The sequence below is a fragment of the Zhongshania marina genome (assembly GCF_002915595.1).
GTDB lineage: Bacteria > Pseudomonadota > Gammaproteobacteria > Pseudomonadales > Spongiibacteraceae > Spongiibacter > Spongiibacter marinus_B.
The window spans coordinates 324,112-351,037 of the sequence record NZ_PQGG01000007.1 but is presented as its reverse complement, the minus strand read 5'-3'; the positions used below and the strand labels follow the sequence as shown (position 1 = coordinate 351,037).

Below are 26,926 nucleotides of genomic sequence, written 5' to 3'. Positions count from 1 at the left end.
ACCCGTGGTGCATTTAGGAAATGACCACTTTCAGGTTGTTTAATTTATTCCCTTCACGTTGGTTGAACCATTGAATTAATGTGAGGGACGCTATCTTTGTCACAATTCTGCGCGAAATACCCTTGAACGATTTTGCATAATTCCGCCGTATCATGAACTGGTCACAAAGTTGTGAAAACAATGTTTCGATCCGCTTTCTGGCTTTACGATATTTAGCCGGAAAGTCTCTAAACTCTTTCTGGTTCTTTCGCATCGGTGTTTGCAAATTGATACAACTTGATGAAAATAAATCTGTTTGCCAAACTCTGCTCAAATACCCTTTATCGCCAATCAAAACACAATTGTTTAACTGGCCTTCAATATCGTTTAGGTAATGGATGTCATGAACCGAAGCCTTTGATATATCGTACATTTTTAACACGCCACTCGGTGAGCAAACCGCGTGTAACTTATAGCCAAAGTAGCGCATATTTTGTGCTGCACAAAAACCAAAATCTGGCGAGCTAGATTCAAATTCTTGGCAAATTTTACTGCGATTAGATCGACTCATTTTACACACTTCCAATGGCATGCTATCGACAATATTTATATCGTTATCAACATCTAATCGCGTGACAATAGCGCTTCTGATTTCTTCTAATTTAAAACTCAACCTTCGCGCTCTTCTGTTATAAACGGAGCGCTCAATTTTCCCATTGATGCACGCAGGCAGCTGTTTGAACAAAAAGTGTTCTGAATCAATGCCCAGTGTTTCAGCTGCAAGACTGAGCGCGAGTAGCTCCTTATCGCTTAGCTTAGGTGTTCTGATTTGATTCAAAAAATTATCGGCTGGCTCAATTTCGTGCAAAAGAGACAGAATTTTGCTATAAACGCTGTGTAAGTTACTCATCTCGTTACCATTTTTCTCGTAAACTAATGATAACCTCTTTATGAGGGTGAGTAACTTACCTCCTTCCTAAATGCACTACGGGTTTATAAAATAATAAAGCGCATTCAAAGCGCTTTATTATTTTTGTGTGATCTTAAAATAGCCATCTTGCTGCCGCGAAATTTTTAATCTTGTGCGGCCTACTTTTCAAACACTAGAACTAAGCAGTCGGTACTGCAATCTAGCAATTCGTCTTCCGCTAATTCCGGATAGACGATACCACCGATGATTGTGCTTGAAGTAGACGCTGCGCCGATAAACTTATATGTAATGGCGCCGTCCTTAGACGTAAATTCTCCTTTTAAGATGTGGCCGCCATCTACTGCTTCTCGGTATGTATTACTGTTGGTGTCACTCTTAAGAAAGTTATTTTCGCCAATAGTGCAAGCGTCAGTATTGCAAAATAGTGATATTGCTGCGGAGCGTACAGAGCGATAATTAGAAACTTCATTAACATCAGGCGTTACGTGATATATGTGTCCGCTATAAGTGCCGCTTACATCTTCAAAGGTAGTGAATGAGGGCGTTCCGCAGGAATCCGCTTCATTGATAAGTCTTTCTTCGACGCTCAAATAAATCGTATTAGGGGCAAACGAATAGGGTTGGCTTGCAATGACATGGCCGAGGCTGTTCGTGATCACGTCTAAGGCTATGCCGGGCGTTCGCAACATAGTGCTTTCGTTCACTTCATAACATCCCGCAGCACCCTGAAAACAAACGCCATTTGTACTTTGTGTTAGCACCGATTTTCCTTCAAGAAATTCTTCTCGAGTCTGGGCGGGAAAATGAAAGCAGCTTAGATCGGTGTTAGTAGCGTCGCTAGAGGACAGATGAGAAACAATGGTGCCGCGATAAGTTATTCCGCTTGTGGCACTTAGATGATTTACCACGGTATCAATGCTGTCCCCAGAGCCGCTATTGCTGCCGCCGCCGCAGCCTGTTGTAGTTAGAATAAATAATGCGATTAGCCACTTTCCTTGCATGTATTAACACTCCATTTTAAATTTTTTGGCTTTGCCCCCCGCTAGGAGCAAAAGACTACTTCTTTGGCTTTATTAGCTGGGCGTCGTTCAATATAGCCTGCGAACAATAGTTTTCAGGCCGGATGGGATCAAGTATTTTCACCGCTAGCCGCTATGTCTTTTAGCCTTCATCTGTTTGTTATCTTGGCGTCACTCTCCCCACCTAATCTGTTCTATGTATACAGTGATTTGGCGGTTGGGCATGAAGCAGTTTCGTATTTTGGTTTTACACGACGGCAAGCCGGGGCATCTTAGTCAGTCTTATGGTTTGGCGCGCATGATTGCCAGCCGTTGTACGCGCTGCGATTGTGAGATTATTTCTGTGCGGGCGGTGCCGAGACTGAAATTGCTTAATCGTCTGCTGCGGCGTATGGCCGTGAATGTGAATCCCTTGCTGCGGCGGATGGTGTTTGTATTTTATCGCCTAGAAAAAATGCCGATTGTACCGGTCGATTTGGTGGTGTCTTTTGGCGGGAATGTGGTGGCGCTAAATGTGGCTTATAGCCAGCTTCATGGCATTCCTAATGCCTTGATTGGTAGCGCTTATACGATTCCTTCCCGTGCGATACGGGCCCACCTTAGTTTAAGTGGTGATTTGGGTGATAAGAACGCCGTCGCAACAACTGTTGTTTTATGTCGCGTTGATCAGGAGCGCTGTCGGCAGGCGGGCTTAGCCCTATTGCAAAATAGCGACAGGCCTTTGTGGACTTTACTGGTTGGCGGTAATGGCAGCGGTTATGGGTATCACGATTCAGACTGGCATCGCTTGGGGGCGGCGGTGAGGGCCTTGAGTGAGCAATACGATATTCAGTGGCTGATCAGCACCTCACGCCGCACCGGTGCAGCGGGGGTGAATATTTTGCGGCGCTATATGGATGATGATATTTGCCGCGCGGCTATTTGGTATGAGGGTGACGTTAGCGAGCCGCTAGATGCCTATTTGGGTGCCGCGTCGCAGATATTTTGCACTGAAGACAGTTTGAGTATGGTGTCTGAAGCGGTCGCGATGGACAAACCTGTGATTACGCTGCGGCCCACCGAGTCATTGCCTACGCGTGCCCATAGCAAGGCGCTGAATTATATGGCGGAGGTGCGCTTAATTGAGCGCTTGGATTTCAGCGTGCTGCCGTATTATCGCCCCAGATATTGCCTGCCTGAAAAATCCTATAGTGCGCATTTGGATGAGATTTTTACGCGCATTATTGCCTTGGGTGCGGTGAACGAATTGGTGCGCTCACCGGCGCCGAAGTACGTGGTTCCTCACAGCGTTCAGCCGGTTTAGCTTAATGCCGCTGCGGCAAGACTGGCTTGGAGTTCGGGAATGGCGGCGGCACGGCGCTGAATGCTGCTGAGTATGCCAGCGCTGTCTAGGCCGAGATCGCTTAGCAATTGAGGGTGTTTACCGTGATCGATAAATTGATCAGGCAGACCTAATTGCAGTACGGGCAGCCAGCGACCTTGTTGATTTAAATATTCGCACACTGCGCTGCCTGCGCCGCCAGCAATCACGTTTTCTTCAATGGTCACAAGCAGAGCGTGGTCATCTGCCAGCGCGTCTATCAGCTCGGTATCTAAAGGTTTTACAAAGCGCATATCGGCGACGGTGGCGTTGATTTCATCTGCTGCGCCAAGGGCTGCGCTAAGCAGGGTGCCAAAGCTAAGGATGGCGATTTGCTGACCTTCGCGAACAAGGCGGCCTTTGCCAATTTCCAGCGGCTGCATAGCTTCTTGAATGTGTACGCCGGGGCCGGTGCCGCGGGGATAGCGGATAGCCGCTGGGCCGGGGTGAACATAGCCGGTGTGTAGCATTTGCCGGGTTTCGTTTTCGTCGGCGGGCGCCATCACAATCATATTGGGAATGCAGCGCAAAAAGCTCAGGTCGAAGGCGCCGGCGTGGGTTGGGCCGTCTTCGCCGACTAATCCAGCGCGGTCTATGCCAAAGGTAACGTCTAAGTTTTGCAGGGCAATATCGTGGATGAGTTGGTCGTAGGCACGCTGTAAAAACGTTGAATAAATGGCGACAACTGGCTTTAAGCCGTCGCAGGCCATACCGGCGGCAAGGGTAAGGGCGTGTTGTTCGGCAATGGCCACGTCATAAAAACGATCGGCAAAGCGTTCGGAATATTCCAGCATGCCAGAGCCTTCGCACATCGCGGGGGTGATGGCGACTAACTCAGGGCAGATTTCGGCTTGGTCGCAAAGCCAGCTGCCAAAAATGTCTTGGTATTTTGGCAACTTAGCTTTGGCGGCTGGCACTTGGCCATTTTTGGGCTTGGGCTCAATTTTAGAAATAGCGTGGAAGCCCACTGGATCTTCTTCTGCGGGGGCAAAGCCTTTTCCCTTTTGGGTCATGATGTGCAGCATTTGTGGGCCGGGAAGCTCACGTAAATTGCGCAGGGTTGGCACTAAAATATTCAGGTCGTGACCGTCTATGGGGCCAATGTAATTAAAGCCCAATTCTTCAAATAGGGTGGCCGGCGACACCATGCCCTTCATATATTCTTCGAGCCGTGCGGCGAGATCCGTTGCCGAGCGCGGGAATTTTTTAAGAACCGTTTTGCCGCCGCTGCGAATTTGATTGTAGGTTTTAGAGGCCCACATTTTTGAGAAATAAGTGTTCAAACCGCCGGTGTTCTTAGAGATCGACATCTGGTTGTCGTTGAGCACTACCAGCATATTGGCACCGGTGTGGCTGGCGTGGTTGATTGCTTCAAAGGCCATGCCGGCGGTCATTGCACCGTCGCCAATCACGGCTACGGTATGGCGGTCTAACTCCTGCTGGCGAGCAGCAATGGCCATGCCTAATGCGGCGCTAATGCTGGTGCTGGAGTGCCCAACCCCAAAGGTGTCGTAGGGGCTTTCTTCGCGTTTGGGAAAACCCGCAAGCCCGCCTGCTTTGCGCATACCATCCATGCGCTCGCGGCGTTCGGTCAAAATTTTATGGGGGTAGCACTGGTGGCCAACATCCCAGACCAAACGGTCTTCTGGGGTGTTGTAAATATAGTGCAGGGCAACGGTTAATTCGACTACGCCGAGTCCTGCGCCAAAGTGGCCGCCGGTTTGGCCAACGGTGTAGAGCAGGTATTCCCGTAGTTGCATGGCCAGCTCGCTTAGTTGGTTTTCTTCTAAGCGGCGAAGATCGGCTGGGGAGTCGATCGTGTCCAGCAGTGGTGTGGCTGGCCTTGTAAGGGGGATTTCCTGAAACATCAAGCGTAGAACCCAGAACCGGTGAAAGGGCGAGATTGTAAACGAATTTGACCGGTTTTACCTATTCACGTGGCGCATAAAGCGGATTTCTATTGGCGTATATTGCGCTTTGGCGGCCCTTAGTGCTGGCGGTCAATAATATAGTGCGAGAGGGCGCGCAGCGGATCGGCGCTATCGTCAAAGTCGCTCAGCGCGGCGAGTGCGCCTTGGTGTAGCTCGGCGGCTAATGCCTTTGCACCGCTTAAGCCTAGCAGTGCGGGAAAGGTGGGCTTGTTTAGGGCGATGTCTGCCCCTTGGGTTTTGCCCAGGGTTTCGGTGTTGCTCTCTATGTCGATAATATCGTCCTGAACTTGAAAGGACAGGCCGATGGCCTTGCCGTAGGCATCGAGCTTGGTGGTCTGCTCGGCGCTAGCCTGACACCAGGTTGCGCTCATGCTAATTGCCACGCGAATGAGCGCGCCGGTTTTGAGCTGATGCATGGTTTGCAGCGAGCTTAGATCCAATTGTTGATTGACCGAGGCGAGGTCGATGGCTTGGCCACCCACCATGCCGCGTGGGCCGGCGGCGGCACTGAGCTGGCGAATTAATGCGAGTTTGGTGTCAGCGTCGCGCCCCTGCAAATTGGCAAGTAGCTCAAAAGCACGGGCCTGTAGTGCGTCGCCGACAAGTATGGCGGTCGCTTCGTCGTAGGCGATATGGCAGGTGGGTTTCCCCCGCCGCAGATCGTCGTTGTCCATTGCGGGTAAATCGTCGTGAACAAGCGAATAAGCGTGGATCATTTCAATGGCGCAGGCGATGTCGTCTAGGCCGTCGCTATTGCTGTTGAGGGCCTGTGCGGTTGCGTAGACCAAGGTGGCACGCACGCGCTTGCCGCCATTGAGCAGGCTGTACAAACTCGCGTCGCTGAGGGTTTGCAGGCCATTGCTGGCATCGGCATCAGAAAACTCACTACCCATATTGTGTAATCGCGCCGGTAGGGCTTGCTGTACCCGTTGTTGGCAGCGAGATAGAAAGTCCGAAAACTCTCGATTCATCTATTAATCGTCCGTGTTAAGAGCTTTGCTCACAATGTCGCCGTCTTTTTCCATTAACAACTGCACTTTTTGCTCGGCATCCGCTAAAGCTTGTTGGCAGTCGCGGCTTAATTGCATGCCACTTTCAAAGGCTTTTAGCGAATCTTCCAAGCTCAGCTCGCCAGACTCCATGCTCTGAACTAGTTTCTCGAGCTCGCTAAGAGAGGTTTCAAAATTGACGGTTTTTGCCTTGGGCATTAGCGTCTCCTGTGGGAAGTTGGGGGAGTATGGCCGAGGCGTATTCTAGCAGTGTATGGCGTGGTGAGGGTAATTCCGCACTTTTAGTTGGGCTATTTATTGTGATAATAAGCAGACGAATGATCAAAATATGGAATCGCCGTCTGATATGCACTATCGCTCAATTTTAGAATTTTGGTTTGCCGAGCTGCCGTCCTCTGCGTGGTTTGGCAGCAGTGCTGAGCTAGATCGCACTATTGCGAGACGGTTTGGTGATATTCATCAAGCTGCGCTGGCGGGGGAGTTGTATTCTTGGCGCCACAAGCCGCAGGGGCGCTTAGCCGAAATTATTGTGCTGGATCAGTTTTCACGCAATATATATCGCGATAGTCCGCGCGCATTTGCTGCCGACGGGCAGGCTTTAGTCTTAGCGCAGGAGGCGATTCGCGCCCATGCCGATTCAGAATTAGCGGATGAGCAGCGCATCTTTTTGTATATGCCGTATATGCACAGCGAATCTCTGGCTATTCAGAATGCATCGCTGCGGCTCTATGAGGCCTTGGGGCTGGAAAATAATTACCGTTTTGCTCTTGCCCACCATGACATTATTGCGCGCTTTGGTCGCTATCCTCACCGCAATGCTCTTTTAGGTCGTGTTTCCTCCGAGGCGGAGTTGGCGTTTTTGCAGGAGGCTGGTTCGTCGTTTTGACTTGCTATTTTGCCTAAGGCGACAGTACTTATTGAGAGTTGCGGTGGCTGAAAGCGACGATTCCTTGTAGGCTGCGGCAGGATAATCGCAATGGGAGTAAGGGAATGCGACAAGGTTTGCCACTAAGCCTGCTACTGCTGGGCTGTCTGCTCGCCACATCGGTGCAGGCGGAATGCGCCTATCCTGATAGTGATAGGCGAGAAGCGCCAGATTGGGTCTGTAGTTTAGCGGCTTATGAGGGCGCAGAATTTTTGGCCTATGGTGATAAGAGTCGCTTGCCCTCTATCTCACTTCAAAATCGATTAGCGGGAAAAGCCGCTATGATTGCCGTGGTGGCCAATTTACTCGATTACGCAAGGGCCGACCTTGCCGCGCAGCTACCCGCCGACACCGTTCTTGAATTACCCGATGCCAAGGACTTGGCGCGGGTAGCAAAGTTTAAAGGCGTGAAAATTCTTGAAAAGGCCGCCAGTCCCCAGCGTCATTTATATGTTTTGGCTGGGGTAAAGCCTGATGTTCGGGACGAGCTTATTGCTGTCGCCAAGAAAGAAGTCTTGAGCGTGAATAAAAAAAGCCTGATTGCCCAGCTTGGGCAAGATGCCTGGAAAAAATTAGCAGCCGCGAATTAGTGTTCACCCCCAGAGGACGATTTCTCTGGGGAGTAAAGAGCTAAGCTAACTCTGAGGTACAACAAGCACAGCGGCTTGCTTTGATTGGAATTTGGCTAATGCAGTGCGGGCACTCTTTGCTTGTTGGCTCTGCAGGGGCAGCTTCTTCCTCTTTGCGTTTTAAATTATTCATTGCTTTTATGAGTAGAAAGACTGCGAAGGCAACAATAATAAAGCTGATAACCGCGTTAATAAAAATTCCATAGTTGATGGTAACGGCGCCAGCTGCTTTCGCCGCCGCGAGGGTGGCGTAGGGCGCAGCGACTTCTGTCCCTTCTTTTAGCGTAATAAATAATTCTGCAAAATCGACACCGCCCATCAATATACCAATTGGCGGCATGATGACATCGGCGACCATGCTTTTCACTATGGTGGTAAATGCGCCGCCGATAATGATACCGACGGCCATATCAACAACATTGCCGCGCATGGCAAATTTCTTAAACTCATTTAGCATGGCTTATTCCTTCGGATAGATAGACGTTTAAGTATGTAGTGCATAGAAAAAATAGTGCAAGTGACTTACCGCGGAAAACGCAGGCTAAGTGCGGCGGCAAGCCCCCAAATACCGTTGACCAAGAGCACTAAGATCGGCGTGTAAATTCCTAGCTCGGTGCCGCCGAGGCCCTTGTTGGCTTGAGGAAAAAAGACCAGTAACTGCACCGCTGTTGGGGCAAGGCTAATAATTAAGCCCTTCAGTAGTAGGCGAGATTGCAGCATTGGCAGTATAAACAATAGCCCCCAAATTCCACCCCACACAATGCGCGGATACATCCACTCGGGGCTGAGGTGGGGTGCAATCGCGATATCAAATCGTGCCGTTAGTCTGTAATAGCCCAGCCACCAAAGTGCTAGGCTGTTTGCGACAGCGCCAATGCTACCAGCGGCAAAATAAATCATTAGTTTTCTCATAGATCATTTTCTCTTGATGTTGGGGGAGCCGCTTTATGGCGTGTTATTGCTAGTGAAGCCGCAGGCAAGTTCTGCGACTAATTGCGCAGCTGGGATGTCGCGGCAGTGGTGGTAATCGCTTCCTGCCCAAAGTGGCGAGAAATCGCCGCTCTCTTGTTTTTCGGCATGGCTGCGAAGCGGGCCGATAGCGGTGCTCGCCAGCGGAAATGCCGGTGCATGCGGATTGATTGGGCCAAGTTCGTGGATTAAGCGGTTGCTAATGCCACGAGCGGGACGGCCGGAAAAAATATTGGTCAAGGTGGTTGGGTGTGCTTTGTCGTGAAGTGCGCGGCGATGAACCGCACTGGTATCTGCTTCTGGGCAGAGTAAAAATGCTGTTCCGATTTGTACGCCGTCGGCGCCGAGGGCCATAATTTCGGCAATAGTGTTAGCAGAGCTAATCCCGCCCGCAGCGATAATCGGAATGTTGATAAGGGGTTTAATCGCCGCCAGCAAATCTCGTAGCGGTAATTGCTCGTCGATATTACTAGAGAGAAACATACCTCGATGGCCGCCGGCTTCAAGCCCCTGAGCGATGATGGCATCGGCGCCGTGGGCTTGCAGCCATCGCGCTTCTTCAACGGTGGTAGCTGACGCCAATATGACGCTACCCCAGCTTTTAATGCGCTCCAGCAGACTTGCATTAGGTAATCCAAAATGAAAACTAATAACCGGCGGTTTAAATTTCTCTATTAAGTCTGCGGTGGCACTGGTGAATGGTTTGCGCGCAGGGCCGCTCTTGATGTTCGTAATATCTAGGTCGAATTCATTGTAGTAGGGACTAAGTAGCTGTCGCCATGCGGCCTCTGCCGTATTGTCTGGCTGCGGCGGGGTGTGACAGAAAAAATTTAGCTGATAGGGCTTGTCTGTTTGCTTGCTAAGTGTGTTGAGTTCAGCGAGTAGTGTGTCGTCGCTTAACATTGCGCAGGGCAGTGAACCTAGGCCGCCGGCGTTTGATACCGCGATGGCGAGCTTGCTGCCCTGCACCCCAGCCATAGGTGCTTGCACAATGGCCAATTCGGTGTTGATAAGCGAGCAAAGCCTTGCTGACATAATACCGTCCGAGCGATTGATAGATCCAAACAGCTTAGCCCAGAGCTGAGCGCTGCGACAAATAAAAATCACGGTGGTCTGCCTATAATCCGCTTAGGGTTTTGCGGCCAATATGCGCTGGGGTACTATGCTGCTAATCGATAAATAAAAAGGAAACAAAATGAGTGCGCAGTCGCGAACAGAAATTGCCTTGATTACGGGTGCATCGGCGGGAATTGGGCGCGCCTTTGCCCAGCAATTGGCACCGCGTTGCAAGGGCATGATTTTAATTGGCCGCGACGCGGACAAGCTAGCGAGCGTTGTTGCAGAGCTGGAGCACGCAGATTTAAGTATTACGAGTTTGGCTCTGGATTTAACCGGTACCGAGGGGCTAACTCGGGTGATGGAAGCTATTCGTCAGAAAGGGCCCGTCACAATGCTAGTCAATAATGCGGGGTTTGCTACCCACGGGCGTTTTGCTGAGTCAGATTTGGATATGGAGATGGCCATGGTCAATCTGCACTGCAATGCCACATTGGCGCTTTGCCGCGCTGCGCTGCCTTATATGAAAGACGAAGGGCGGGGGGTGGTGATTAATGTGTCATCGATCGGCAACTTTTTCCCAGTAAAATACTCTGCGGTATACGGCGCGAGCAAAACATTTTTGAATATGTTTTCACAGGCGCTGCAGCAGGAAGTGCAAGCTGATGGTATTCGCGTGCAGTGCCTGTGCCCTAGTTACACTCGCAGCGATTTTAGTAGTAGGGAGCCTTTGGCGGCGCTTGATCAGAGTAAAGTGGCGGATGAACTTTGGTGGAATGCTGAAGACATCGTGGCGGTAAGTCTTGCTCAGTTAGATGCAGAAGAGCACGCGGTAATGTGTCTACCCGATGATCATAATCGCATGCTGGCGCAACGCGGCATAAGTGCGCAAGCCGCTGGTTTGGCTTAGTGTTTTTTGTATTGGCCAAATGGCTTTACTAATTTATTTTCGGAGTACGCTCATTTGATCAATTGGTCGCCAGATTTAGATCCGCTCAATCTTCCTCCCTTGCCAGAAATAACTGCGACCAGTTTGATTTCTGATGTTGAATGGGCGCCTGAGTATAGTTGTTACTACGATATTGATTTCGAGGAGCGCTATCCGAAATTGCGCCACCTCTTTGGCGCCTTCAATAGCGCCGGTGAGCGTATAGCCATGCAGGTTTTTCAGTTGGCAGACGCTCATAGCACGGCATTTGTCTACCACGGTTATTATGACCATGTTGGCTTGTTTAATAACGTCATAAATTATTTTTTAAAACATGGCTATTCTGTTGTCGCCTACGACTTGCCCGGGCATGGTTTGTCTACGGGAGAGCGCGCCGCAATTGATGACTTTATGCGTTACCGCCAAGTGCTGAGCGATGCCTTCGCCGTTGTGGCGGATTTTGGCTTGCCATCGCGGCGAGTAGCGTTGGCACAAAGCACGGGTTGTGCTGTGCTTATGTCGCACCTGCTAAGTGGTGGTGATAGGGATTTTGAACACGCCGTGTTGCTTGCCCCGCTGTTAAAACCCTGCGATTGGTGGTGGGGAAAGCCAGCTCATAGTCTGTTGAAATATTTTATACATAGCCTGCCGCGTAAATTTGCCGATAATTCCGATGACCAATTATTTTTGGAATTTTTGCGAGAACGCGATCCGCTGCAAGCCCGCTCGTTACCGTTAAGCTGGGTGGGCGCACTTAAAAAATGGCAGCCTTGGTTTCATCGCCAAAAGCCGGTGGCTAGCTCCTTACTCATTTTGCAGGGCGATCAAGACGAAACGGTTGAGTGGCGTTACAACCTGCCGAGGATTCAGACTAAGTTTCCCAATGCGAAAATTGTTTATGTGCCGGGAGCGCGACATCATCTTGCGAAGGAAGGGGAGCGTTTTCGGGAGCAGTTGTGGCAGGCTTGTGATGATTATCTATAGGGAGGTCGGGCGTCAGACGAAAAAACAAACTTCAATCGGAGGTCTTTGGTTGGGTTGCTAAGGATTAGTTGAAAGCAGCACATTTACTTCCGACTTCCGACTTCCGACTTCCGACTTCCGACTTCCGACTTCCGACTTCCGACCAAGCAACATTAACCCACCGACGGCGGTGTGGTATTCGCCACCCATTCCCACCACTGGTGTTCGCCTTCGGGTTTGTCGGCGTCTTGGCAGCGGTGTACATCCCAAGTAACTAAATAGTCGGGATTGCTGATTATTTCGCCGTCGCTGCTTTTATAGTTGCCCGCTGGTGCGAGAAACCAAGACGCCATTGAGGAGGGGAGGGTGAATTCTTCCTCATTTTGTTGGCGCAGGGTGATGCCGTCTTTTGCGGTAACTCTAACGACGGTACCCGCCAACATTCTTTGTTGAAGGGTGTCGCCATTGATGTCGAAATAGCTGATGCCGACCATGGCGCGCTTATCGATTAGCGCGGCGAGTTCGGGAGCGAGAATATCAGCCATTTCAACAATGCTTCCTTGTGACGGGTTTAGAACAATACGCGGCAGCGAATGGTGCCTTTTACGTTCAGCAGTTTTTCTACTGCGAACTCACTGGAGGCTTCGTCGATATCCATGACCACATAACCGACTTTTTCGCTGGTTTGCAGGTATTGGCTGCAAATATTGATGTTGTTATCAGAGAAAATTTGGTTAATGGCGCTGAGTATGCCGGGCACATTGTGGTGAATATGCAGGATACGGTGTTTGCCGGGGTGGGCCGGCAGCGCAACTTCTGGGAAGTTCACTGACGAAGTGGTGGTGCCGTTGTCTGAGTATTTTACCAGTTTGTCGGCGACTTCCATGCCGATATTAAGCTGGGCTTCAACGGTGGAGCCACCTACGTGGGGCGTTAAAAACACATTGTCGAACTCCCGCAGCGGCGAAATAAATTCATCGTTATTGCTGCGCGGTTCTTCTGGGAATACGTCGATAGCAGCGCCGGCGAGCTTGTTGTCGCGCAGTACGTTGACGAGTGCGTCAATATCAACCACGGTGCCGCGTGCGGCGTTGATTAAAATCGCGCCGGGTTTCATTTGCGCTAGTTCGTTGGCACCGATCATCATTTGGGTGGATGCGGTTTCCGGAACGTGAAGGCTGATTACGTCTGCGGTAGCCAGTAATTCACCTAGGCTGACTTGGCTGGCGTTGCCCAGAGGCAATTTATTTACCACGTCGGTGAAGCAAACTTCCATGCCCAAGCTTTCGGCGATAACAGAAAGCTGCATACCAATAGAGCCGTAGCCGATAATGCCAAGGCGCTTGCCGCGAATTTCGTAAGAGCCGACGGCGGATTTCATCCACACGCCACGGTGAGCGGCGGCGTTTTTCTCAGCTAGGCCGCGCATTAATAGTATGGCTTCGGCAATAACGAGTTCGGCTACGGAGCGGGTATTGGAGAATGGCGCATTAAATACCGCAATGCCGCGCTCGGTGGCGGCCTGTAAATTGACCTGGTTGGTGCCGATGCAGAAACAGCCGATGGCGATTAGTTTTTTGGCTTCGTCCAAGACCTCTGCGGTGAGCTGGGTGCGTGAGCGAATGCCGACAAAATGGGCGTCGGCGATCTTTTTCTTGAGCTCGTCGTCAGGCAGGGCTTTTTGGTAGTAGTCGATATTGGTGTAACCCGCCGCATGCAGGGCGTCGACAGAGGACTGATGAAGCCCTTCCAATAACAGAAATTTGATTTTGGCTTTGTCGAGGGATGTTTTTGCCATGAGATTGCTCGCCCCACTCTGAGGTACAGTGAAAGCGCAGTATGGTATCATATTCGCCTTTCCCAAGTGCTATTCAGAGAGGCATTTTTACCATGTCGGCAAGCCCTGTCCCGTCTTCCGAAACCATTATTAGTGAACTGCAGGCGATAGTCGGCGATGACAAGGTGCGTAGTGACGCGGAAATCCTGTTTAGTCATGGCCGAGATTGGACCAAAGCCCATGCCCCGACACCGCTAGCGGTGGTTTTTCCGCGCACCGCAGCAGAGGTGCAGGCGGTGGTGAAGCTCGCGAATGCATTGGAATTTGCCATTGTCCCCTCGGGTGGGCGCACCGGTTTGAGTGGCGGCGCAGTGGCGGCCAATGGCGAAGTGGTTGTGTCTTTCGATTATATGAGCCATATCAGTGACTTCGACCCTATTGATCGCACCGTGGTTTGTCAGGCGGGGGTGATTACCGAGCAGTTACAGGATTTTGCCGAAGAGCGTGGCTTATTTTACCCCGTTGATTTTGCCTCAGCAGGTTCGTCGCAAATTGGCGGGAATATCGCCACCAACGCGGGCGGTATTAAAGTGATTCGCTATGGCATGACCCGCGACTGGGTGGCGGGTTTGAAAGTCGTCACCGGCAATGGCGATATGCTGGAGTTGAATCGCGGTCTGTTGAAAAACAACGCGGGCTACGATTTGCGTCAATTATTTATTGGCGCAGAGGGCACCTTGGGGCTGATTGTTGAAGCAACTATGCAGCTCACCCGTGCGCCCAAAAATCTCACGGCCTTTGTGCTGGGGGTAGAAGACTTTAGCGGCATTATGAACTTGTTTAACCGCTTTCAGGCCGAGATGGATCTAACAGCCTTCGAGTTTTTCTCTGAGCAAGCACTGCAAAAGGTGGTTGCCCACAGCAATGTGCCACGCCCCTTTGAGTCGACCTGTCCGTATTACGCGCTCTTGGAATTTGAGTGTTTGAATGACGAGGTGGAAGCGCAGGCGATGGCCTTGTTTGAGGCCTGTGTGGAGGAGGGCTGGGTAACGGATGGCGTGATGAGCCAAAGTTTGGAGCAGCTCAAAAATCTGTGGCGTCTGCGTGAAGACATCTCTGAAACCATTTCTAAGTGGACGCCCTATAAAAATGATATCTCTACCATTATTTCTCGGGTGCCGGATTTCTTAGAAGCCGTTGAAACTTTGGTAGATGCCCAGTACCCCGATTTCGAAATTATTTGGTTTGGTCATATCGGCGACGGTAATTTACATCTGAATATCCTCAAGCCTGATGATATGGATAAAGACGAGTTCTTTGCAAAGTGCGCGACGGTTAGTACCGGCGTGTTTGAAATTGTTGCCAAATATGGCGGCAGCGTGTCCGCCGAACACGGTGTGGGATTATTGAAAAAAGCCTATTTGCCGTATTCCCGTTCAGAAACTGAAATTGCCCTAATGCGGCAAGTGAAGCAGGTTTTTGATCCTAAGGGCATTATGAACCCGGGCAAAATTTTCGATTAAGCGCATATCGCTAAGGACGGTTTATTATGCCGAGCTACAAACACCATATTGTTAATCAAGGTGAGTTTACTCATGCGCCTGGCAAAGTAGTGTGTGTGGGCAGAAATTACGCCGAGCACGCCAAAGAACTTGGCAATGCCGTTCCCTCATCCCCCTTGTTATTTATTAAACCCGCGACCGCAATGGTGACGATGGGCCAGCCGCTGCAGCTTCCAGAAGGCTTTGGGGCCTGTCACCATGAGTTGGAGATGGCGCTGTTGATTGGGCAGTCCTTAAAAAAGGCCGCGCCTGACGAGTGTCGCACAGCCATTGCCGGTATTGGTTTGGCCTTAGATTTAACCCTGCGCGAATTGCAAGATGAGCTAAAGAAAAAAGGCCACCCGTGGGAACGCGCAAAAGCCTTCGACGGCGCCTGCCCGCTGTCTGAGTTTGCAGCCTTTGATCAAACCCTGGATTTTTCATCGCTCACTTTACGCCTGCGACGCAATGGCGAGCTGCAGCAGCAAGGCAACTGCAGCGACATGCTATTCAGCGTTGAAAACTTACTGAGCGAGATTAGTCACAGCTTTACACTAATGCCCGGCGACGTGGTCTTAACCGGAACCCCTGCGGGCGTTGGGCCGCTGCATTCCGGCGATAAATTACTGGCTGAGCTAGGTGATTTGTTGCGGGTTGAGACGGTAGTGCTTTAAGCTTGAGTCGGAGGTCTGACGTTGGGCGTCTGATGCAAATTCAAAATACGTGAGTCGGAAGTCTGGTGTCGGGCGTCTGATGAAAATTCAAAAGCAGTATTTGACAGCGTCTGCGGATGCCTAAAAACTTTCCGACATCCGACATCCGACATCCGACATCCGACATCCGACATCCGACATCCGACATCCGACATCCGACATCCGACATCCGACATCCGACATCCGACATCCGACATCCGACATCCGACATCCGACATCCGACATCCGACATCCGACATCCGACATCCGACGTCGCCCTTTAAGCCTTCAGCGTTTTCACCCCTTCCGCTGTTCCCAATAACAAAATATCCGCTGGTCTGCAGGCAAAGAGCCCGTTCGTTACAACGCCGGTAATATTGTTAATCTCTTCTTCGGTTTTGCGCGGTGTGCTAATCATAAAGTCGTAGACATCGAGAATGATGTTGCCGTTGTCTGTGACCACGCCTTCACGATAAACCGGGTTGCCGCCGAGTTTTACCAATTCCCGCGCGACGTAGCTGCGCGCCATGGGGATGACTTCAACGGGTAGGGGGAATGCCCCCAGCTGATCGACCAATTTACTGCCGTCGGCAATGCAGATAAATTCTTTGCTGGCTGCCGCGACAATTTTTTCACGGGTGAGGGCTGCGCCGCCGCCTTTGATTAACTCTAGTCTGCCATTGCTTTCATCTGCGCCGTCAACGTAGACCGCGATAGTGCCAGTGGAGTTAAGCTCAAGAACTTCGATACCGTGTTTGCGCAGGCGTTCGGCGGAGGCCTCTGAACTGGCAACGGTGCCTTTAATGTCACCCTTAAATTCTGCGAGGAGGTCGATAAAAAAATTCGCTGTGGAGCCGGTGCCTACACCGATAATTTCACCATCTAATATGGCGGGCTTGATGTGGTCGATTGCGGCCTGTGCTACCGCAAGTTTTAGCTCATCTTGTGTCATTGTCGGCCTTTGCTGTTGTACGCTGGGGGCGGGATGGGTAGGCAATTATAAAATTCGCTGAGACCAATTGCGAGGTGCAATTGATTTTGAGCAAATTGTTTCGGGCAGTAGGAGAGGAAAATGCCTAAATACGAAAGTTACGAGGCGTGGTTTGACGAGTTTCAGGCTCTCGCAGAGGCAGAGGATTTAGCGTGGCTGGTGGCCACCACAGGCAAGGGCCACCGGCAGGCATTTGAGCGGGGTGATAGCCCCACAGAAGAACTGATGAGCTTAGCTGATATGGCTGAGTGGCGAGGCTGTGGTTGCGGGGGTGGTAGCTAGTCGTTTCTTCGGTCTTGCTGCGCTTTGCCCGTATACGAGGTAGACTTGCCAGCTTGAATTTTCGCGCTGTTAAATAGCGTAGCAATGGAGGCCGCACAGAGTTATGCCACAGAGTTACATCAAAAAAATCCTCAAGGCCCGCGTTTACGATGTTGCTATCGAGTCGCCGGTTGATCATATGCCTCTGCTGAGCAAGCGCCTAGGTAATGAGGTTTTATTAAAACGCGAAGATTTGCAGCCGGTGTTTTCATTCAAGTTGCGCGGCGCATATAACAAAATGGTGAGCCTTAGCGAAGAAGAGCGCAGCAAGGGTGTGGTTGCCGCATCTGCTGGAAATCACGCTCAGGGCTTGGCGCTGTCTGCATTAAAGCTTGGTGTAAAAGCCACCATCGTGATGCCGAGAACCACGCCGCAGATTAAAGTGGATGCAGTGCGCTCCCGCGGCGGAAAGGTGGTATTGCACGGCGACACTTACGATGAAGCGTCGAGCTTTGCCAAGAAATTAGTTGAAGAAAAAGGCATGGTTTATGTTCACCCCTACGACGATCCAGAGGTGATTGCCGGTCAGGGCACCGTAGGTATGGAAATTCTCCGTCAGGTTACCGGCCCGCTGGATGTGGTGTTTGTGCCTGTTGGTGGCGGCGGTTTGGCCGCCGGCGTTGCTGCCTATATCAAATATGTGCGTCCAGAAGTGAAGGTAATTGCGGTGGAGCCAGAAGACGCCGCCTGCCTTAAATTGGCAATGGAAAAAGGCCGCCGGGCTATTTTGCCGGAAGTGGGTTTATTTGCAGATGGCGTTGCGGTTGCGCAGATCGGAAAAGAAACCTTCCGCGTTTTGCGTAAAACCATCGACGGCGTATTGACGGCTAGCACCGACGAAATTTGTGCGGCGATCAAAGATATTTTTGACGACACCCGTTCAATTGCAGAACCCGCCGGGGCCTTGGCCTTGGCTGGCTTGAAAAAGTACGCAGAACAACATGATTGCAGCGGGCAAACCCTATTGGCGATAGACAGTGGCGCCAATACCAATTTTGACCGCCTGCGATATATTGCCGAGCGCACTGAAATTGGTGAGCAGCGCGAAGCGATTTTAAGCGTTACTATTCCAGAGCGTCCCGGTAGTTTTAAAAAGTTTTGCGGTGCCTTGGGTAAACGCAATATCACCGAGTTTAACTACCGTTTTGGCGATGACCGCGATGCGCAAATTTTTGTAGGTATCTCTGTAGCGGCGGGTGGCGGTGACCGGCAGGAATTGGTCGAAACACTGCAGAAAATGGAATACCCCGTCGCGGACTTTACCGACAATGAAATGGCGAAGCTGCATATCCGGCATATGGTGGGTGGGCACCGGCCGGCGACGGTGAAAAGTGAATTGCTCTATCGCTTTGAATTTCCGGAGCGCCCAGGTGCGTTGATGAACTTTTTGACCAAGCTGGGTAATCGCTGGAATATTTCTTTATTCCATTATCGCAATCACGGCGCTGCTTATGGTCGCGTTTTAGTGGGTTTGCAAGCGGATAAAAAAGAACGGGCTGAAATAGAAACCTTTCTTGATAAGCTGGCTTATCCCTATCATGAAGAAACCGGTAATCCGGCGTATGAGCTTTTCTTGAGCTAGCGTGGATCTGGCTCAGAATGCAGCCGCAGATAAGGGTTTAATGTATTGATAAAAATGGCTCTCAAGGTGAGGGCCATTTTTTGTATGGGTTCTGTTTGATGAAGGCTTCGTCACGTGGACGGACATAAAATCACAGCTAGTTAGATTTGTGGCTAGGTGCCGGTATGATATTATCATACGCTTCAGGCTAACTGAGGACCCGCCATGAGCATGCGTCGGAAAACTATCACTCTAACAGAACAACAAGAAAGCTGGGTGAAGTGTCAGATTGATGGTGGGCATTTTGGCAACGACAGTGAATACATCCGCCACCTAATCAGACAAGATCAGCACTCCCAAGAGCGCCTTTTAGAGCTTAGGCAGGCCCTCAAGAAGGGTGAGGCCAGTGGCAAATCGCGTCCGCTAGATATGTCTGCTATTAAAAGGGCAGGACGCAAACTTATCAAAGCTGCTGAGTAGTGCTTGGCCTTGAAATAACGCCCGAGGCGGAATCCGATCTCGTCGATATTTGGCTCTACACTTGCACCGAGTGGGGTGTTGATCAGGCGGACAAGTACTTGGATCAATTGAAGCGCGGCATCGATCAACTGATTGATCATCCTGAGCTGGGGCTCGATTATAGTCACGTTCTTCCCGGTTATCGCCAGCTTCACCAAGAGCACCACTTGGTGTTTTATCGACTAGAAAAACACTACATTCTTATCGTTCGAGTTCTGCATGAGGACATGGACGCACCTCGTCGACTTGCGGAATAGATATTAAAGAGCGTTCGCTATCGATCGATTAAGGGGCGCCATGATAAAGCATCTGCTTATTACCAGTTCAGAAAATGCCGCATAGATATTGGGAGTGTTTGGTTCCTGCGTCACATTGCCGGTCGATCGCAATTTTCGCGTAGTCGAAACAAGTGAACAAGAGAGTGCTTCCTATTAACACCTTGGGGAGTCACTTAAGCGATTGAAATTTATATAAAACGAGATATGATCAGGCGAAAGGGATGCTTGGCAGAAATAAAGGGATTTAGTCTTCGTTTGTAGGGCGCTTGCTAGTGGCGGGCCGCTATATCATTGAATCCCCTAGAATTCCCCAGTCAGCGTAAAAGCCAGCTCCGTGATAAGGGGGCTAAAGTGATATATGGCCTGAGTCATTTGAATAATGACTATTAGGCTACACAGAAAGGATGGTGCAGATGGAAACGGTAGATCTACCGAAGTTTAATGAAACGTTTGGCCCAATTCTTCAAGTCCTTTCAGATGGCAAAATTTTGAAAGGCAGGGAACTTCTTGGCGTAGTTGAAGAGCGGTTTTACAGCAATTTGCCAGTAGAGCTTTTGCAAAGAACCACAAAAAGCGGCGAGAGATTAATTGAAAACAGGATCGCTTGGGGCAAGTCGTACTTGAAGAAGGGCGGCTTGGTTCACTACCCGCAACGTGGTCAAGTGCAGATTACTGATAAGGGCAAAGAAGCAGCGGCGCAGGGGGTCGGGCTTGAGCAGTTGCACTCAAACGTAATCTCATTTTATGAGCCCGAAAATACCCGTCGCACAGGTTCGTCTATTGCAGTGGGAGCAGATAGTCCACAAGACCTCATAGATGCTGGTTTTGAGCAAATTGAGAGCGAGGTCAAAGACGAATTACTATCGAAGCTGAAAGAAATCGACCCGTATAGGTTTGAAACAATTATCCTAATATTGCTCAAAAAAATGGGGTATGGGGATTTTATTGAAACAGCAAAATCGGGGGATGGAGGAATTGATGGAATCATCAACGAAGATCAGCTGGGCCTCGAAAAAATATACATACAAGCCAAAAGGTTCACCCAGAACAAAGTTCGTGAAACAGATATTAGGAACTTCATTGGAGCGATGAGTGGAGATACCCGCAAAGGCATCTTCGTAACCACCTCTTCCTTTGATCAAAAGGCCGTTAAAAAAGCGCACGATGCCCACCACACTATCGTTTTGCTAGATGGTGAAGGGTTGGTAGATTTGATGCACAAATTTAATGTTGGGGTGCAGATCAAAAATTCATATGAGGTTAAGGCTGTTGATAGCGATTTTTTTGATTCCGGAGAGGTGTAGCCTAACAATTCGTTGCAGTCGAACGTTTGACCCGCCACCCACTTTTGCTATCGCAAAAGCAGGCGTCGCCTCAAGCGCCGCTGAGCTCAGGCGTTAACTGTCTATGAGAATTGTAACGTGGAATTGCAACGGTGCACTGAGAAAGAAACTTAATGAAGTTGATTCTTTAAATGCAGACGTTCTCATTATTCAAGAATGTGAAGATCCTTCTCAATCTACGAAGGCTTATCAAGAGTGGGCGGGTAATTACCTCTGGGTCGGCACAAGTAAAAATAAGGGCATTGGTGTATTTCCAAAAGCAGGCAACAAGGTAGAGCATCTAGAGTGGTCCGGCTCATTCAAAATCCAAGGGTTGCATACAAAAAGCCAAGCAACCTCGTGGTCTACTCAAGATTTAAAGCTATTTTTACCTTTTCGTCTAAACGATCAATATAACGTTTTGGCTTGTTGGACTAAAGGCAGTGATTCTCAAATATTTGGTTACATGGGGCAGTTCTGGAAATACCTTCAAGTCCACAGAGAAGAGCTTAATAAACACAATACAATTATTGCAGGCGACTTCAATAGCAACGCAGTATGGGATAAACATGATCGTTGGTGGAGCCACACAGACACAATAAACGAACTAGCTTCTATAAATATAGAGAGTTTGTATCATTATCAAACTGGTGAGCTACAGGGGCAAGAAACACAACCTTCTTTTTATCTTCAAAGAAATATCGAGAAGCCTTACCATATTGATTATTTTTTCATATCTAGTCATCTCTTGTCAGGTAGTAAAGTTGAGATAGGTAATATTAAAAAATGGCTGGCGGTTAGTGATCACATGCCATTATGCGCAACTATCAGCAGTTAACAAGTTGCTCCAGCGGATTCCATAATCTGTTACGTTTTTTGCAAAAACACGCAAGAGCCCCGCGAAATTATTTCACTGCTCGGTAAAGCGTTAAGGCTGATCATAGTGCCCACCAATAGCGAAGATATAAATGGGCTTATTATCGAATTGATATACCAAGTCGTCTATCTGTGAGATTCGTTTTGACCAAAAGGCCCGAGGGATTGTGTTTAAGTGGTTCCGGCTTACCTAGACCTGATGAAGGATCATCAGGTTGGCGCATTTCCTTTTGTGCGATGCGGATGAGGCATGGAGTGCCGAATAAAGTAAGTCGCCCAGCGAGGGCGAAAAAACTAGCCCAGGATCAGGTATCTAAACAAATGCATTTGCTAGCCGCTCAGTTGGATACCCGATCGGGTCGGGTACATGAGATACCAAAGGATCTGCACGCAAAGTTTCGATAGTGATTGTTAAAGTATTAGAGCCATACTTATCGCTTCTTCACTTTGATAACTTGGCGATCCGTCACAATAAAATCTAGGGGAATGTCCCAGTTATCGTTTGGCAGGTTATGAGCTTCTTGGCAGTGGTGGGCTAGGCCGATCATGAGGGGTTTGCGATTTTTGCTGTTTCGTTTGAACGCGAAGGCGCGGTCGTAATAGCCGCCGCCCATACCAAGTCGCCGTCCTTTTTTGTCAAACCCTGTTAGCGGCAATAGCACAAGGTCTAATTTGTGTGGGGCTTGGGGGTGGCGATGCAGGCCGCTGGGTTCGCCAATACCGTATCGGTTTGGCGTTAGTTGCTGGCGGTGGTGGTAGGGGTAAAACGCCATACTCTTGTTGGTAGCGGATGGCGATATTTTGGGTAGATAGCAGTGCTTTGCATTGAGATTGGCGAAGCGTAATACGGGTGCTGGCGAGATCTCGCCGTCGCTGGCGATGTAGGCTGCAATATGGCGAGCATTGCGAAATGCCGGCAGCCGAATTAAGCGACGCATTAACTGCTGGGCAGCGACTTTTTGCTGGTCACCGCTTAGGCTTTGGCGCTTAGCGCGCAGGGCGAGTCGCAATTTGGATTTAAGTGCAGAATTCATGCAGGCAGTATAGCGCCGGCAAGCAAAAAGTGTGACGGCTTATTCGGAGAGTGATTAACGAAGGTGTTGAAATAGGCCCCAAGATACCGCCGGCTACGTGGCCCTTGAACCCAGCGGTTCAAGGTGGAGTTCTCCGCAAGATTTTTAGGCTTTCCGACAAGCGGACATGCACACCAATCTCGGCTAGAGCCCTCCGGGGTAAAAAGCATCGGCTCAGGGGTCTAAGCAGCCTAGCTAATATCCCAGGGTGTAACAAAGTATACCGCTTGGCTTTGCCTAATAACAGGGCAGACCTATAAGGGGATGTGCTGGTTTACACTAGCAGGATGGTTTCTGTAGGTGCGTGTTTCATCAAGCTAGTGCGAGGATATTAGCTAATATCTAGTTGCCGGCAGCGCTGTAAAGTTTGTTCAACTTTGTCGCTAATGCGGTTTACGGTTTGGGTTTCCGCTTCGGTTGGGGTGGCGTTTTGCTTGGCTTGCAGCATTTCGTAGCTGATATTCAAGGCCGCCATAACAGCGATGCGCTCTAGTCCAATCACTTTGCCGGAGGTGCGAATGCCGCGCATTTTTTGGTCGAGAAATTGCCCGGCCTGCATGAGTGCGGTTTGCTCTTCTGGTGGGCAGGCCACCTGATACTCTTTATCTAATATTTTTAATGTAACGGTGTTTGTGCTCACGACTCTTTCTCCAGCGCGCGCAAGCGCTGAATCATGGACTCAACTTTTGCGCGGGCAATATCGGTTTTTTCGATCAGTTGTTCGCGCTCAGAGCGCCAGTGGAGGGCGTCCGCTTTTAAGGCGCGATTTTCCTTGTCTAATTGCTCACACAACTGGACAATTTCGTCTACTTTTCGTTCCAAAAGTTGCAACTGTCGCTGATCCATCTTTAGATTGCGTCCGTTTGTAGAAAGATATTGGATAATAGTAGAGCGGGCCCTGCAGGTGGGTCAATGTAATTAAGGTGGGCTTGTATGCCCATAATATCGATATTCGATTTTATCTGGCTTCGGCGCTACCATTGCCGGCCTATGATGTATTAACGGAAATGTATTAATGACCGCTAGTTTAGAGCACGACGATCTCGCTAATTTATTTTTGAGCTTGGGAGCTTTGCAGCCCCCAGCTGAGTTGCATGGCTATGCGGCGGGGTTTGTGTCGGTGGGTGGTCGTATAAGCGCAGATGCTTGGCTTAAGCATTGTATTGATTTGCTAGATTGCGAAACCCCAGATCCCGAGCAGAGCGAAGCACTGTACGCGGTGTATAGCGCTGCGCTGGACGGTATGGAATCAGGCGAGATGAGCTTAGATTTATTGCTGCCCGACGATGAATTCGACTTAGATCAGCGCATTGCCAGCCTTGGTCAGTGGTGCCAAGGCTATTTGACGGGCTTTGCGATGGCTGGCAAGCAGAAGAGGGTCGATAAGCAAAATGCCTATTCTGCGGATTTAACAGAGGCGATTAGTGATATTGCCGCCATCGCGCAGGTGTCGCCCGATGAGCATACCGATGAAGATGGAGAGCAAGACTACTTTGCGGTGTGTGAGTACGTTCGGGTTGCGGCGATGACCATTTTTGTTGAATGCAATGGCGGTGTTCAGCAAGAGGGCGAGGTCAATCCGCCCCGCCTGCATTGATCCTCACAGCTTAGGTATTTTTGCCACTGGCCGACCTTAAGCCGTGATAAGCTTTTGCGAATAAACCCATTGGCGCTTGCGCCCATATTTCTTAGGTAATGAGAACAACATGACGATTAATAAGCAGGAATTCGCCCGTCGCCGCAAAAATTTGATGGCGCTGATGGAGCCCGACAGCATTGCTGTTGTACCTTCTGCCAAAATGCTTACTCGCAACCGCGATTCTGAGTACGCTTTTCGTCAAGACAGCGACTTTTATTACTTAACGGGTTTTGATGAGCCGGATGCGGTGTTGGTACTGCTGCCGGGGCGAGCGAGCGGCGAGTACGTGTTGTTCTGTCGCGACCGCGATCCGGCAATGGAGCTTTGGACCGGATACCGAGCGGGGCCGGAGGGGGCGTGTTCTGAATACGGTGCAGACGATGCCTTTCCCATTAGTGATATCGACGACATATTACCGGGCCTGTTAGAAGGGCGTCAGCGCGTTTACTACGCTATGGGTCGCCACACCGAATTTGATCAGCAGGTAATGCAGTGGGTGAATGTTATTCGCTCCAAGGTTCGCACCGGCGCGCAGCCTCCGGGAGAGTTCTTGGATTTAGATCATCATTTACATGATCTGCGTTTGTATAAATCTGCCGCCGAGTTAAAAGTGATGCGTCGGGCGGGCGAAATTTCCGCCGAAGCTCACAGCCGCGCAATGCGTGCCTGCCGTCCCGGCGTGTATGAGTATCAGCTTGAAGCCGAAATCCTCCATGAATTTGGGCGCAATGGCGCACGTTTTCCGGCATACAGCACTATTGTTGGTGCGGGTAAAAATGGCTGCATCCTGCATTATGTTGAGAATAGCTGCGAGGCCCGCGACGGCGATCTGGTATTGATTGATGCCGGCTGCGAGTTGCATTACTACGCCGCTGATATTACCCGAACCTTTCCCGCCAATGGTCGGTTTAGCGCAGAGCAGCGCGCCTTATATGAGGTGGTCTTGGATGCGCAAAAGGCCGCTATTGCTGCAGTAAAACCCGGTAATCATTGGAATCAGCCCCACGACGAGACTGTCCGCGTAATTACCGAGGGCTTGGTGAAATTAGGTTTGTTGAGTGGCGATGTAAACGCACTTATTAGCGCCGAAGCCTATAAGCCTTTTTATATGCACCGTGCCGGTCATTGGTTGGGTATGGATGTACATGATGTTGGCGATTATAAAGTCGGTGGCGAGTGGCGAGTGCTTGAAGAGGGCATGGTGCTTACCGTTGAACCTGGTATTTATGTGGCGCCGGACAATAGCAATGTCGATGCGAAGTGGCGCGGTATTGGTATTCGCATTGAAGACGATGTGGCGGTAACGAAAACCGGCTGCGAGATTTTGACCGCGGCGGTGCCAAAAGAAGCGGATGAGATAGAGGCCTTAATGGCGGAGGCGCGTCTTGCCACGCACTGATTACGACATCGTTATTGCCGGTGGCGGCATGGTTGGCGCCAGCTTGGCGCTATGCCTTGATAGTTATAGTCGCGCCGGTTTGCGGATTTTGGTTGTGGAGAATTTTCCGCTCCCGCCCGTTGGCGAAGGTAAACCCGCTTATCGCCCAAGCTTTGATGCACGCTCTACGGCGCTGTCGTTTGGCAGCGCGAAAATATACGAAGAGCTGGCGGTGTGGCTGCTACTTGCAGAACATATATGCACTATCTCGCAGGTTCACGTTTCTGATCGCGGCCACTTTGGCAGTGTTTTGATGAGCGCCGCCAGCCAAGGTTGGCCGGCCTTGGGTTATGTGGTGGAGAACGCGTGGTTGGGTAATGTCTTGCTCAATCGGCTTCGCCAACACACCAGTGTTGAATTTTTGTCACCGGCTTCAGTGGAGTCGGTGACGGTGTCAAAAGGGTATGCAAGTTTATCCGTGCGCGAGGGTGGTGCTTCTCGGGAGATAAGCACGCAATTAGTCGCGGTTGCCGACGGAGCGGACTCCGGTTTGCGCACCCAGTTGGGTATTGGCGCAAGCATTGATGATTATCATCAAGTGGCGGTGATCGCCAATGTGGCGACTGAAAAACCTCACGGCGGCTGCGCTTACGAGCGCTTTACCGAAAGGGGCCCCTTGGCTTTATTGCCCTTGGTGACGGATGACTCGGGGCTTTCTCGTTCAGCCTTGGTTTGGACCTTTCCTGAAGGAATGGCCGACGAGGTGGAGAGCTGGTCTGATGAGGCGTTTTTGGCTGAGTTGCAGCGCAATTTTGGTTATCGGCTGGGGCGGCTCCGTAAAGTTGGGCAGCGCAATGCCTTTCCGCTGCGATTAATGCAGGCAGAGGAGCAGGTGCGCGCGCAAGTTGCTGTGCTGGGGAATGCGGCGCACTCGCTGCACCCAGTTGCTGGTCAGGGCTTTAATTTAGCCTTGCGCGATGTTGAGTGTTTAAGTCGTCTGGTGGCGAAGGCGCATATCAATGGCCAAAATTTAGGCGACTTAACATTGCTGCAAAGCTATACAAAAAGTCAGCGTGCAGATCAGCTAGTTACTACGACCTTCTCTGATCAATTGACGGGCATTTTCAGCAATCGCAAGCCGATCTTGAGCCTGCTCAGAAATTTGGGTCTTTCTATGCTGGATGTTAGCCCCCCAGCAAAATCACGGTTTGTAGCCAGAGCAGCGGGTATTTTGCCCGGTGCCGCAGCGGAGTAATAC

30 protein-coding genes and 1 other RNA gene are annotated in these 26,926 nt (G+C 50.3%); 16 read left to right on the top strand and 15 right to left on the bottom strand.

Features of this window, described 5'->3' with window-relative positions:
* Window positions 1-13: 13 nt before the first annotated feature.
* Together C0068_RS03655 and C0068_RS03650 are read right to left on the bottom strand one after the other, a co-directional pair.
* A complete protein-coding gene (locus C0068_RS03655; RefSeq protein ID WP_103682565.1) occupies window positions 14-889 on the bottom strand; it encodes an IS982 family transposase in 876 nt (291 codons plus the stop codon).
* A gap of 179 nt (window positions 890-1,068) precedes the next feature.
* The gene (locus C0068_RS03650) at window positions 1,069-1,911 is read right to left on the bottom strand and encodes a hypothetical protein (protein WP_103683127.1); all 843 of its coding nucleotides are present in this window, start codon (window positions 1,909-1,911) and stop codon (window positions 1,069-1,071) included.
* A gap of 241 nt (window positions 1,912-2,152) precedes the next feature.
* Here C0068_RS03650 and C0068_RS03645 point away from each other — a divergent pair, with 241 nt between their 5' ends.
* Window positions 2,153-3,232 (top strand): ELM1/GtrOC1 family putative glycosyltransferase, encoded by a 1,080-nt coding sequence (locus tag C0068_RS03645; protein WP_158249904.1) that lies wholly within the window; start codon window positions 2,153-2,155, stop codon window positions 3,230-3,232.
* Here C0068_RS03645 and dxs read toward each other — a convergent pair.
* The 3 genes from dxs to C0068_RS03630 form a co-directional block, all read right to left on the bottom strand.
* Complete coding sequence (dxs, locus tag C0068_RS03640; protein WP_103683125.1) at window positions 3,229-5,157, bottom strand: 1-deoxy-D-xylulose-5-phosphate synthase; 1,929 nt, start codon at window positions 5,155-5,157, stop codon at window positions 3,229-3,231. The two genes, C0068_RS03645 and dxs, sit on opposite strands and share 4 nt — an antisense overlap.
* A 119-nt stretch (window positions 5,158-5,276) precedes the next feature.
* Window positions 5,277-6,191: a polyprenyl synthetase family protein gene (locus C0068_RS03635; protein WP_103683124.1), complete on the bottom strand. Its 915-nt coding sequence runs from the start codon at window positions 6,189-6,191 to the stop codon at window positions 5,277-5,279.
* Between the two features lie 3 nt (window positions 6,192-6,194).
* A complete protein-coding gene (locus C0068_RS03630; RefSeq protein WP_103683123.1) occupies window positions 6,195-6,428 on the bottom strand; it encodes an exodeoxyribonuclease VII small subunit in 234 nt (77 codons plus the stop codon).
* Between the two features lie 130 nt (window positions 6,429-6,558).
* On the opposite strand from C0068_RS03630, the gene C0068_RS03625 reads away from it, so the two are divergent.
* Window positions 6,559-7,116: a DUF924 family protein gene (locus C0068_RS03625; RefSeq protein ID WP_233208723.1), complete on the top strand. Its 558-nt coding sequence runs from the start codon at window positions 6,559-6,561 to the stop codon at window positions 7,114-7,116.
* A 104-nt stretch (window positions 7,117-7,220) separates the two neighbouring features.
* Window positions 7,221-7,745, top strand: a complete 525-nt coding sequence (locus tag C0068_RS03620; protein ID WP_103683122.1) for a hypothetical protein — start codon at window positions 7,221-7,223, stop codon at window positions 7,743-7,745.
* 40 nt (window positions 7,746-7,785) lie between these two features.
* On the opposite strand, the gene mscL is transcribed toward C0068_RS03620, so the two are convergent.
* The 3 genes from mscL to C0068_RS03605 all read right to left on the bottom strand — a co-directional run bounded on the left by mscL (window position 7,786) and on the right by C0068_RS03605 (window position 9,788).
* Window positions 7,786-8,241: a large conductance mechanosensitive channel protein MscL gene (gene mscL / locus C0068_RS03615; protein ID WP_103683121.1), complete on the bottom strand. Its 456-nt coding sequence runs from the start codon at window positions 8,239-8,241 to the stop codon at window positions 7,786-7,788.
* A gap of 65 nt (window positions 8,242-8,306) precedes the next feature.
* Window positions 8,307-8,696 carry a hypothetical protein gene (locus tag C0068_RS03610; protein WP_103683120.1) on the bottom strand — a complete coding sequence of 130 codons (390 nt, stop codon included), beginning with the start codon at window positions 8,694-8,696 and terminating at the stop codon, window positions 8,307-8,309.
* Between the two features lie 33 nt (window positions 8,697-8,729).
* Complete coding sequence (locus tag C0068_RS03605) at window positions 8,730-9,788, bottom strand: NAD(P)H-dependent flavin oxidoreductase (protein WP_103683149.1); 1,059 nt, start codon at window positions 9,786-9,788, stop codon at window positions 8,730-8,732.
* Window positions 9,789-9,948: 160 nt separating this feature from the next.
* Between C0068_RS03605 and C0068_RS03600 the strand changes: the two genes are divergently transcribed.
* The gene (locus C0068_RS03600) at window positions 9,949-10,719 is read left to right on the top strand and encodes an SDR family NAD(P)-dependent oxidoreductase (RefSeq protein WP_103683119.1); all 771 of its coding nucleotides are present in this window, start codon (window positions 9,949-9,951) and stop codon (window positions 10,717-10,719) included.
* A 54-nt stretch (window positions 10,720-10,773) separates the two neighbouring features.
* On the top strand, window positions 10,774-11,721 hold the full coding sequence (locus tag C0068_RS03595; protein ID WP_146047835.1) for an alpha/beta hydrolase: 948 nt from the start codon (window positions 10,774-10,776) through the stop codon (window positions 11,719-11,721).
* 152 nt (window positions 11,722-11,873) lie between these two features.
* On the opposite strand, the gene C0068_RS03590 is transcribed toward C0068_RS03595, so the two are convergent.
* Window positions 11,874-12,245, bottom strand: coding sequence for a hypothetical protein (locus tag C0068_RS03590; protein ID WP_103683117.1), 372 nt, complete (start codon window positions 12,243-12,245; stop codon window positions 11,874-11,876).
* A 26-nt stretch (window positions 12,246-12,271) separates the two neighbouring features.
* Complete coding sequence (serA, locus tag C0068_RS03585; protein ID WP_103683116.1) at window positions 12,272-13,498, bottom strand: phosphoglycerate dehydrogenase; 1,227 nt, start codon at window positions 13,496-13,498, stop codon at window positions 12,272-12,274.
* Between the two features lie 92 nt (window positions 13,499-13,590).
* On the opposite strand from serA, the gene C0068_RS03580 reads away from it, so the two are divergent.
* Both C0068_RS03580 and C0068_RS03575 read left to right on the top strand, forming a co-directional pair.
* Window positions 13,591-15,000: an FAD-binding oxidoreductase gene (locus C0068_RS03580; protein WP_103683115.1), complete on the top strand. Its 1,410-nt coding sequence runs from the start codon at window positions 13,591-13,593 to the stop codon at window positions 14,998-15,000.
* Window positions 15,001-15,026: 26 nt separating this feature from the next.
* A complete protein-coding gene (locus C0068_RS03575; protein ID WP_103683114.1) occupies window positions 15,027-15,692 on the top strand; it encodes a fumarylacetoacetate hydrolase family protein in 666 nt (221 codons plus the stop codon).
* 298 nt (window positions 15,693-15,990) lie between these two features.
* Here C0068_RS03575 and rpiA read toward each other — a convergent pair whose 3' ends face one another.
* Window positions 15,991-16,662: a ribose-5-phosphate isomerase RpiA gene (gene rpiA, locus C0068_RS03565; protein ID WP_103683112.1), complete on the bottom strand. Its 672-nt coding sequence runs from the start codon at window positions 16,660-16,662 to the stop codon at window positions 15,991-15,993.
* A gap of 120 nt (window positions 16,663-16,782) precedes the next feature.
* On the opposite strand from rpiA, the gene C0068_RS03560 reads away from it, so the two are divergent.
* The 6 genes from C0068_RS03560 to C0068_RS03535 all read left to right on the top strand — a co-directional run bounded on the left by C0068_RS03560 (window position 16,783) and on the right by C0068_RS03535 (window position 21,540).
* Entirely contained in the window at window positions 16,783-16,983 is a 201-nt protein-coding gene (locus tag C0068_RS03560) for a hypothetical protein (protein ID WP_103683111.1), read from the top strand.
* A gap of 103 nt (window positions 16,984-17,086) precedes the next feature.
* Complete coding sequence (gene ilvA, locus C0068_RS03555; protein WP_103683110.1) at window positions 17,087-18,604, top strand: threonine ammonia-lyase, biosynthetic; 1,518 nt, start codon at window positions 17,087-17,089, stop codon at window positions 18,602-18,604.
* A 204-nt stretch (window positions 18,605-18,808) separates the two neighbouring features.
* A complete protein-coding gene (locus C0068_RS03550; protein ID WP_103683109.1) occupies window positions 18,809-19,063 on the top strand; it encodes a type II toxin-antitoxin system ParD family antitoxin in 255 nt (84 codons plus the stop codon).
* The gene (locus C0068_RS03545; protein ID WP_103683108.1) at window positions 19,063-19,359 is read left to right on the top strand and encodes a type II toxin-antitoxin system RelE/ParE family toxin; all 297 of its coding nucleotides are present in this window, start codon (window positions 19,063-19,065) and stop codon (window positions 19,357-19,359) included. Before C0068_RS03550 ends, C0068_RS03545 begins: the two co-directional genes overlap by 1 nt.
* A 434-nt stretch (window positions 19,360-19,793) precedes the next feature.
* Window positions 19,794-20,684 (top strand): restriction endonuclease, encoded by an 891-nt coding sequence (locus C0068_RS03540; protein WP_103683107.1) that lies wholly within the window; start codon window positions 19,794-19,796, stop codon window positions 20,682-20,684.
* Window positions 20,685-20,787: 103 nt separating this feature from the next.
* Window positions 20,788-21,540: an endonuclease/exonuclease/phosphatase family protein gene (locus C0068_RS03535; protein WP_103683106.1), complete on the top strand. Its 753-nt coding sequence runs from the start codon at window positions 20,788-20,790 to the stop codon at window positions 21,538-21,540.
* 469 nt (window positions 21,541-22,009) lie between these two features.
* On the opposite strand, the gene C0068_RS03525 is transcribed toward C0068_RS03535, so the two are convergent.
* The 4 genes from C0068_RS03525 to C0068_RS03510 form a co-directional block, all read right to left on the bottom strand.
* The gene (locus C0068_RS03525) at window positions 22,010-22,612 is read right to left on the bottom strand and encodes a 5-formyltetrahydrofolate cyclo-ligase (RefSeq protein WP_103683105.1); all 603 of its coding nucleotides are present in this window, start codon (window positions 22,610-22,612) and stop codon (window positions 22,010-22,012) included.
* Window positions 22,613-22,683: 71 nt separating this feature from the next.
* Window positions 22,684-22,864, bottom strand: a non-coding RNA gene (gene ssrS / locus C0068_RS03520) — 6S RNA.
* Window positions 22,865-22,982: 118 nt separating this feature from the next.
* Window positions 22,983-23,291, bottom strand: coding sequence for a cell division protein ZapA (locus C0068_RS03515; RefSeq protein ID WP_103683104.1), 309 nt, complete (start codon window positions 23,289-23,291; stop codon window positions 22,983-22,985).
* Window positions 23,288-23,497: a TIGR02449 family protein gene (locus C0068_RS03510; RefSeq protein WP_103683103.1), complete on the bottom strand. Its 210-nt coding sequence runs from the start codon at window positions 23,495-23,497 to the stop codon at window positions 23,288-23,290. Before C0068_RS03510 ends, C0068_RS03515 begins: the two co-directional genes overlap by 4 nt.
* 169 nt (window positions 23,498-23,666) lie before the next feature.
* Here C0068_RS03510 and C0068_RS03505 point away from each other — a divergent pair, with 169 nt between their 5' ends.
* The 3 genes from C0068_RS03505 (at window position 23,667) to ubiH (ending at window position 26,923) form a co-directional block, all read left to right on the top strand.
* On the top strand, window positions 23,667-24,248 hold the full coding sequence (locus tag C0068_RS03505) for a UPF0149 family protein (RefSeq protein WP_103683102.1): 582 nt from the start codon (window positions 23,667-23,669) through the stop codon (window positions 24,246-24,248).
* Window positions 24,249-24,357: 109 nt separating this feature from the next.
* Entirely contained in the window at window positions 24,358-25,689 is a 1,332-nt protein-coding gene (gene pepP / locus C0068_RS03500) for a Xaa-Pro aminopeptidase (RefSeq protein WP_103683101.1), read from the top strand.
* The gene (gene ubiH / locus C0068_RS03495; RefSeq protein ID WP_103683100.1) at window positions 25,676-26,923 is read left to right on the top strand and encodes a 2-octaprenyl-6-methoxyphenyl hydroxylase; all 1,248 of its coding nucleotides are present in this window, start codon (window positions 25,676-25,678) and stop codon (window positions 26,921-26,923) included. Before pepP ends, ubiH begins: the two co-directional genes overlap by 14 nt.
* Window positions 26,924-26,926 lie beyond the last annotated feature (3 nt).

What these genes read in the sequence shown, in the direction of transcription:
- C0068_RS03655 (WP_103682565.1), bottom strand. Translation starts at nt 889, where the DNA reads ATGAGTAACTTACACAGCGTTTATAGCAAAATTCTGTCTCTTTTGCAC.
- C0068_RS03650 (WP_103683127.1), bottom strand. Translation starts at nt 1,911, where the DNA reads ATGCAAGGAAAGTGGCTAATCGCATTATTTATTCTAACTACAACAGGC.
- C0068_RS03645 (WP_158249904.1), top strand. Translation starts at nt 2,153, where the DNA reads ATGAAGCAGTTTCGTATTTTGGTTTTACACGACGGCAAGCCGGGGCAT.
- dxs (WP_103683125.1), bottom strand. Translation starts at nt 5,157, where the DNA reads ATGTTTCAGGAAATCCCCCTTACAAGGCCAGCCACACCACTGCTGGAC.
- C0068_RS03635 (WP_103683124.1), bottom strand. Translation starts at nt 6,191, where the DNA reads ATGAATCGAGAGTTTTCGGACTTTCTATCTCGCTGCCAACAACGGGTA.
- C0068_RS03630 (WP_103683123.1), bottom strand. Translation starts at nt 6,428, where the DNA reads ATGCCCAAGGCAAAAACCGTCAATTTTGAAACCTCTCTTAGCGAGCTC.
- C0068_RS03625 (WP_233208723.1), top strand. Translation starts at nt 6,559, where the DNA reads ATGGAATCGCCGTCTGATATGCACTATCGCTCAATTTTAGAATTTTGG.
- C0068_RS03620 (WP_103683122.1), top strand. Translation starts at nt 7,221, where the DNA reads ATGCGACAAGGTTTGCCACTAAGCCTGCTACTGCTGGGCTGTCTGCTC.
- mscL (WP_103683121.1), bottom strand. Translation starts at nt 8,241, where the DNA reads ATGCTAAATGAGTTTAAGAAATTTGCCATGCGCGGCAATGTTGTTGAT.
- C0068_RS03610 (WP_103683120.1), bottom strand. Translation starts at nt 8,696, where the DNA reads ATGAGAAAACTAATGATTTATTTTGCCGCTGGTAGCATTGGCGCTGTC.
- C0068_RS03605 (WP_103683149.1), bottom strand. Translation starts at nt 9,788, where the DNA reads ATGTCAGCAAGGCTTTGCTCGCTTATCAACACCGAATTGGCCATTGTG.
- C0068_RS03600 (WP_103683119.1), top strand. Translation starts at nt 9,949, where the DNA reads ATGAGTGCGCAGTCGCGAACAGAAATTGCCTTGATTACGGGTGCATCG.
- C0068_RS03590 (WP_103683117.1), bottom strand. Translation starts at nt 12,245, where the DNA reads ATGGCTGATATTCTCGCTCCCGAACTCGCCGCGCTAATCGATAAGCGC.
- serA (WP_103683116.1), bottom strand. Translation starts at nt 13,498, where the DNA reads ATGGCAAAAACATCCCTCGACAAAGCCAAAATCAAATTTCTGTTATTG.
- C0068_RS03580 (WP_103683115.1), top strand. Translation starts at nt 13,591, where the DNA reads ATGTCGGCAAGCCCTGTCCCGTCTTCCGAAACCATTATTAGTGAACTG.
- C0068_RS03575 (WP_103683114.1), top strand. Translation starts at nt 15,027, where the DNA reads ATGCCGAGCTACAAACACCATATTGTTAATCAAGGTGAGTTTACTCAT.
- rpiA (WP_103683112.1), bottom strand. Translation starts at nt 16,662, where the DNA reads ATGACACAAGATGAGCTAAAACTTGCGGTAGCACAGGCCGCAATCGAC.
- C0068_RS03560 (WP_103683111.1), top strand. Translation starts at nt 16,783, where the DNA reads ATGCCTAAATACGAAAGTTACGAGGCGTGGTTTGACGAGTTTCAGGCT.
- ilvA (WP_103683110.1), top strand. Translation starts at nt 17,087, where the DNA reads ATGCCACAGAGTTACATCAAAAAAATCCTCAAGGCCCGCGTTTACGAT.
- C0068_RS03550 (WP_103683109.1), top strand. Translation starts at nt 18,809, where the DNA reads ATGAGCATGCGTCGGAAAACTATCACTCTAACAGAACAACAAGAAAGC.
- C0068_RS03540 (WP_103683107.1), top strand. Translation starts at nt 19,794, where the DNA reads ATGGAAACGGTAGATCTACCGAAGTTTAATGAAACGTTTGGCCCAATT.
- C0068_RS03535 (WP_103683106.1), top strand. Translation starts at nt 20,788, where the DNA reads ATGAGAATTGTAACGTGGAATTGCAACGGTGCACTGAGAAAGAAACTT.
- C0068_RS03525 (WP_103683105.1), bottom strand. Translation starts at nt 22,612, where the DNA reads ATGAATTCTGCACTTAAATCCAAATTGCGACTCGCCCTGCGCGCTAAG.
- C0068_RS03510 (WP_103683103.1), bottom strand. Translation starts at nt 23,497, where the DNA reads ATGGATCAGCGACAGTTGCAACTTTTGGAACGAAAAGTAGACGAAATT.
- C0068_RS03505 (WP_103683102.1), top strand. Translation starts at nt 23,667, where the DNA reads ATGACCGCTAGTTTAGAGCACGACGATCTCGCTAATTTATTTTTGAGC.
- pepP (WP_103683101.1), top strand. Translation starts at nt 24,358, where the DNA reads ATGACGATTAATAAGCAGGAATTCGCCCGTCGCCGCAAAAATTTGATG.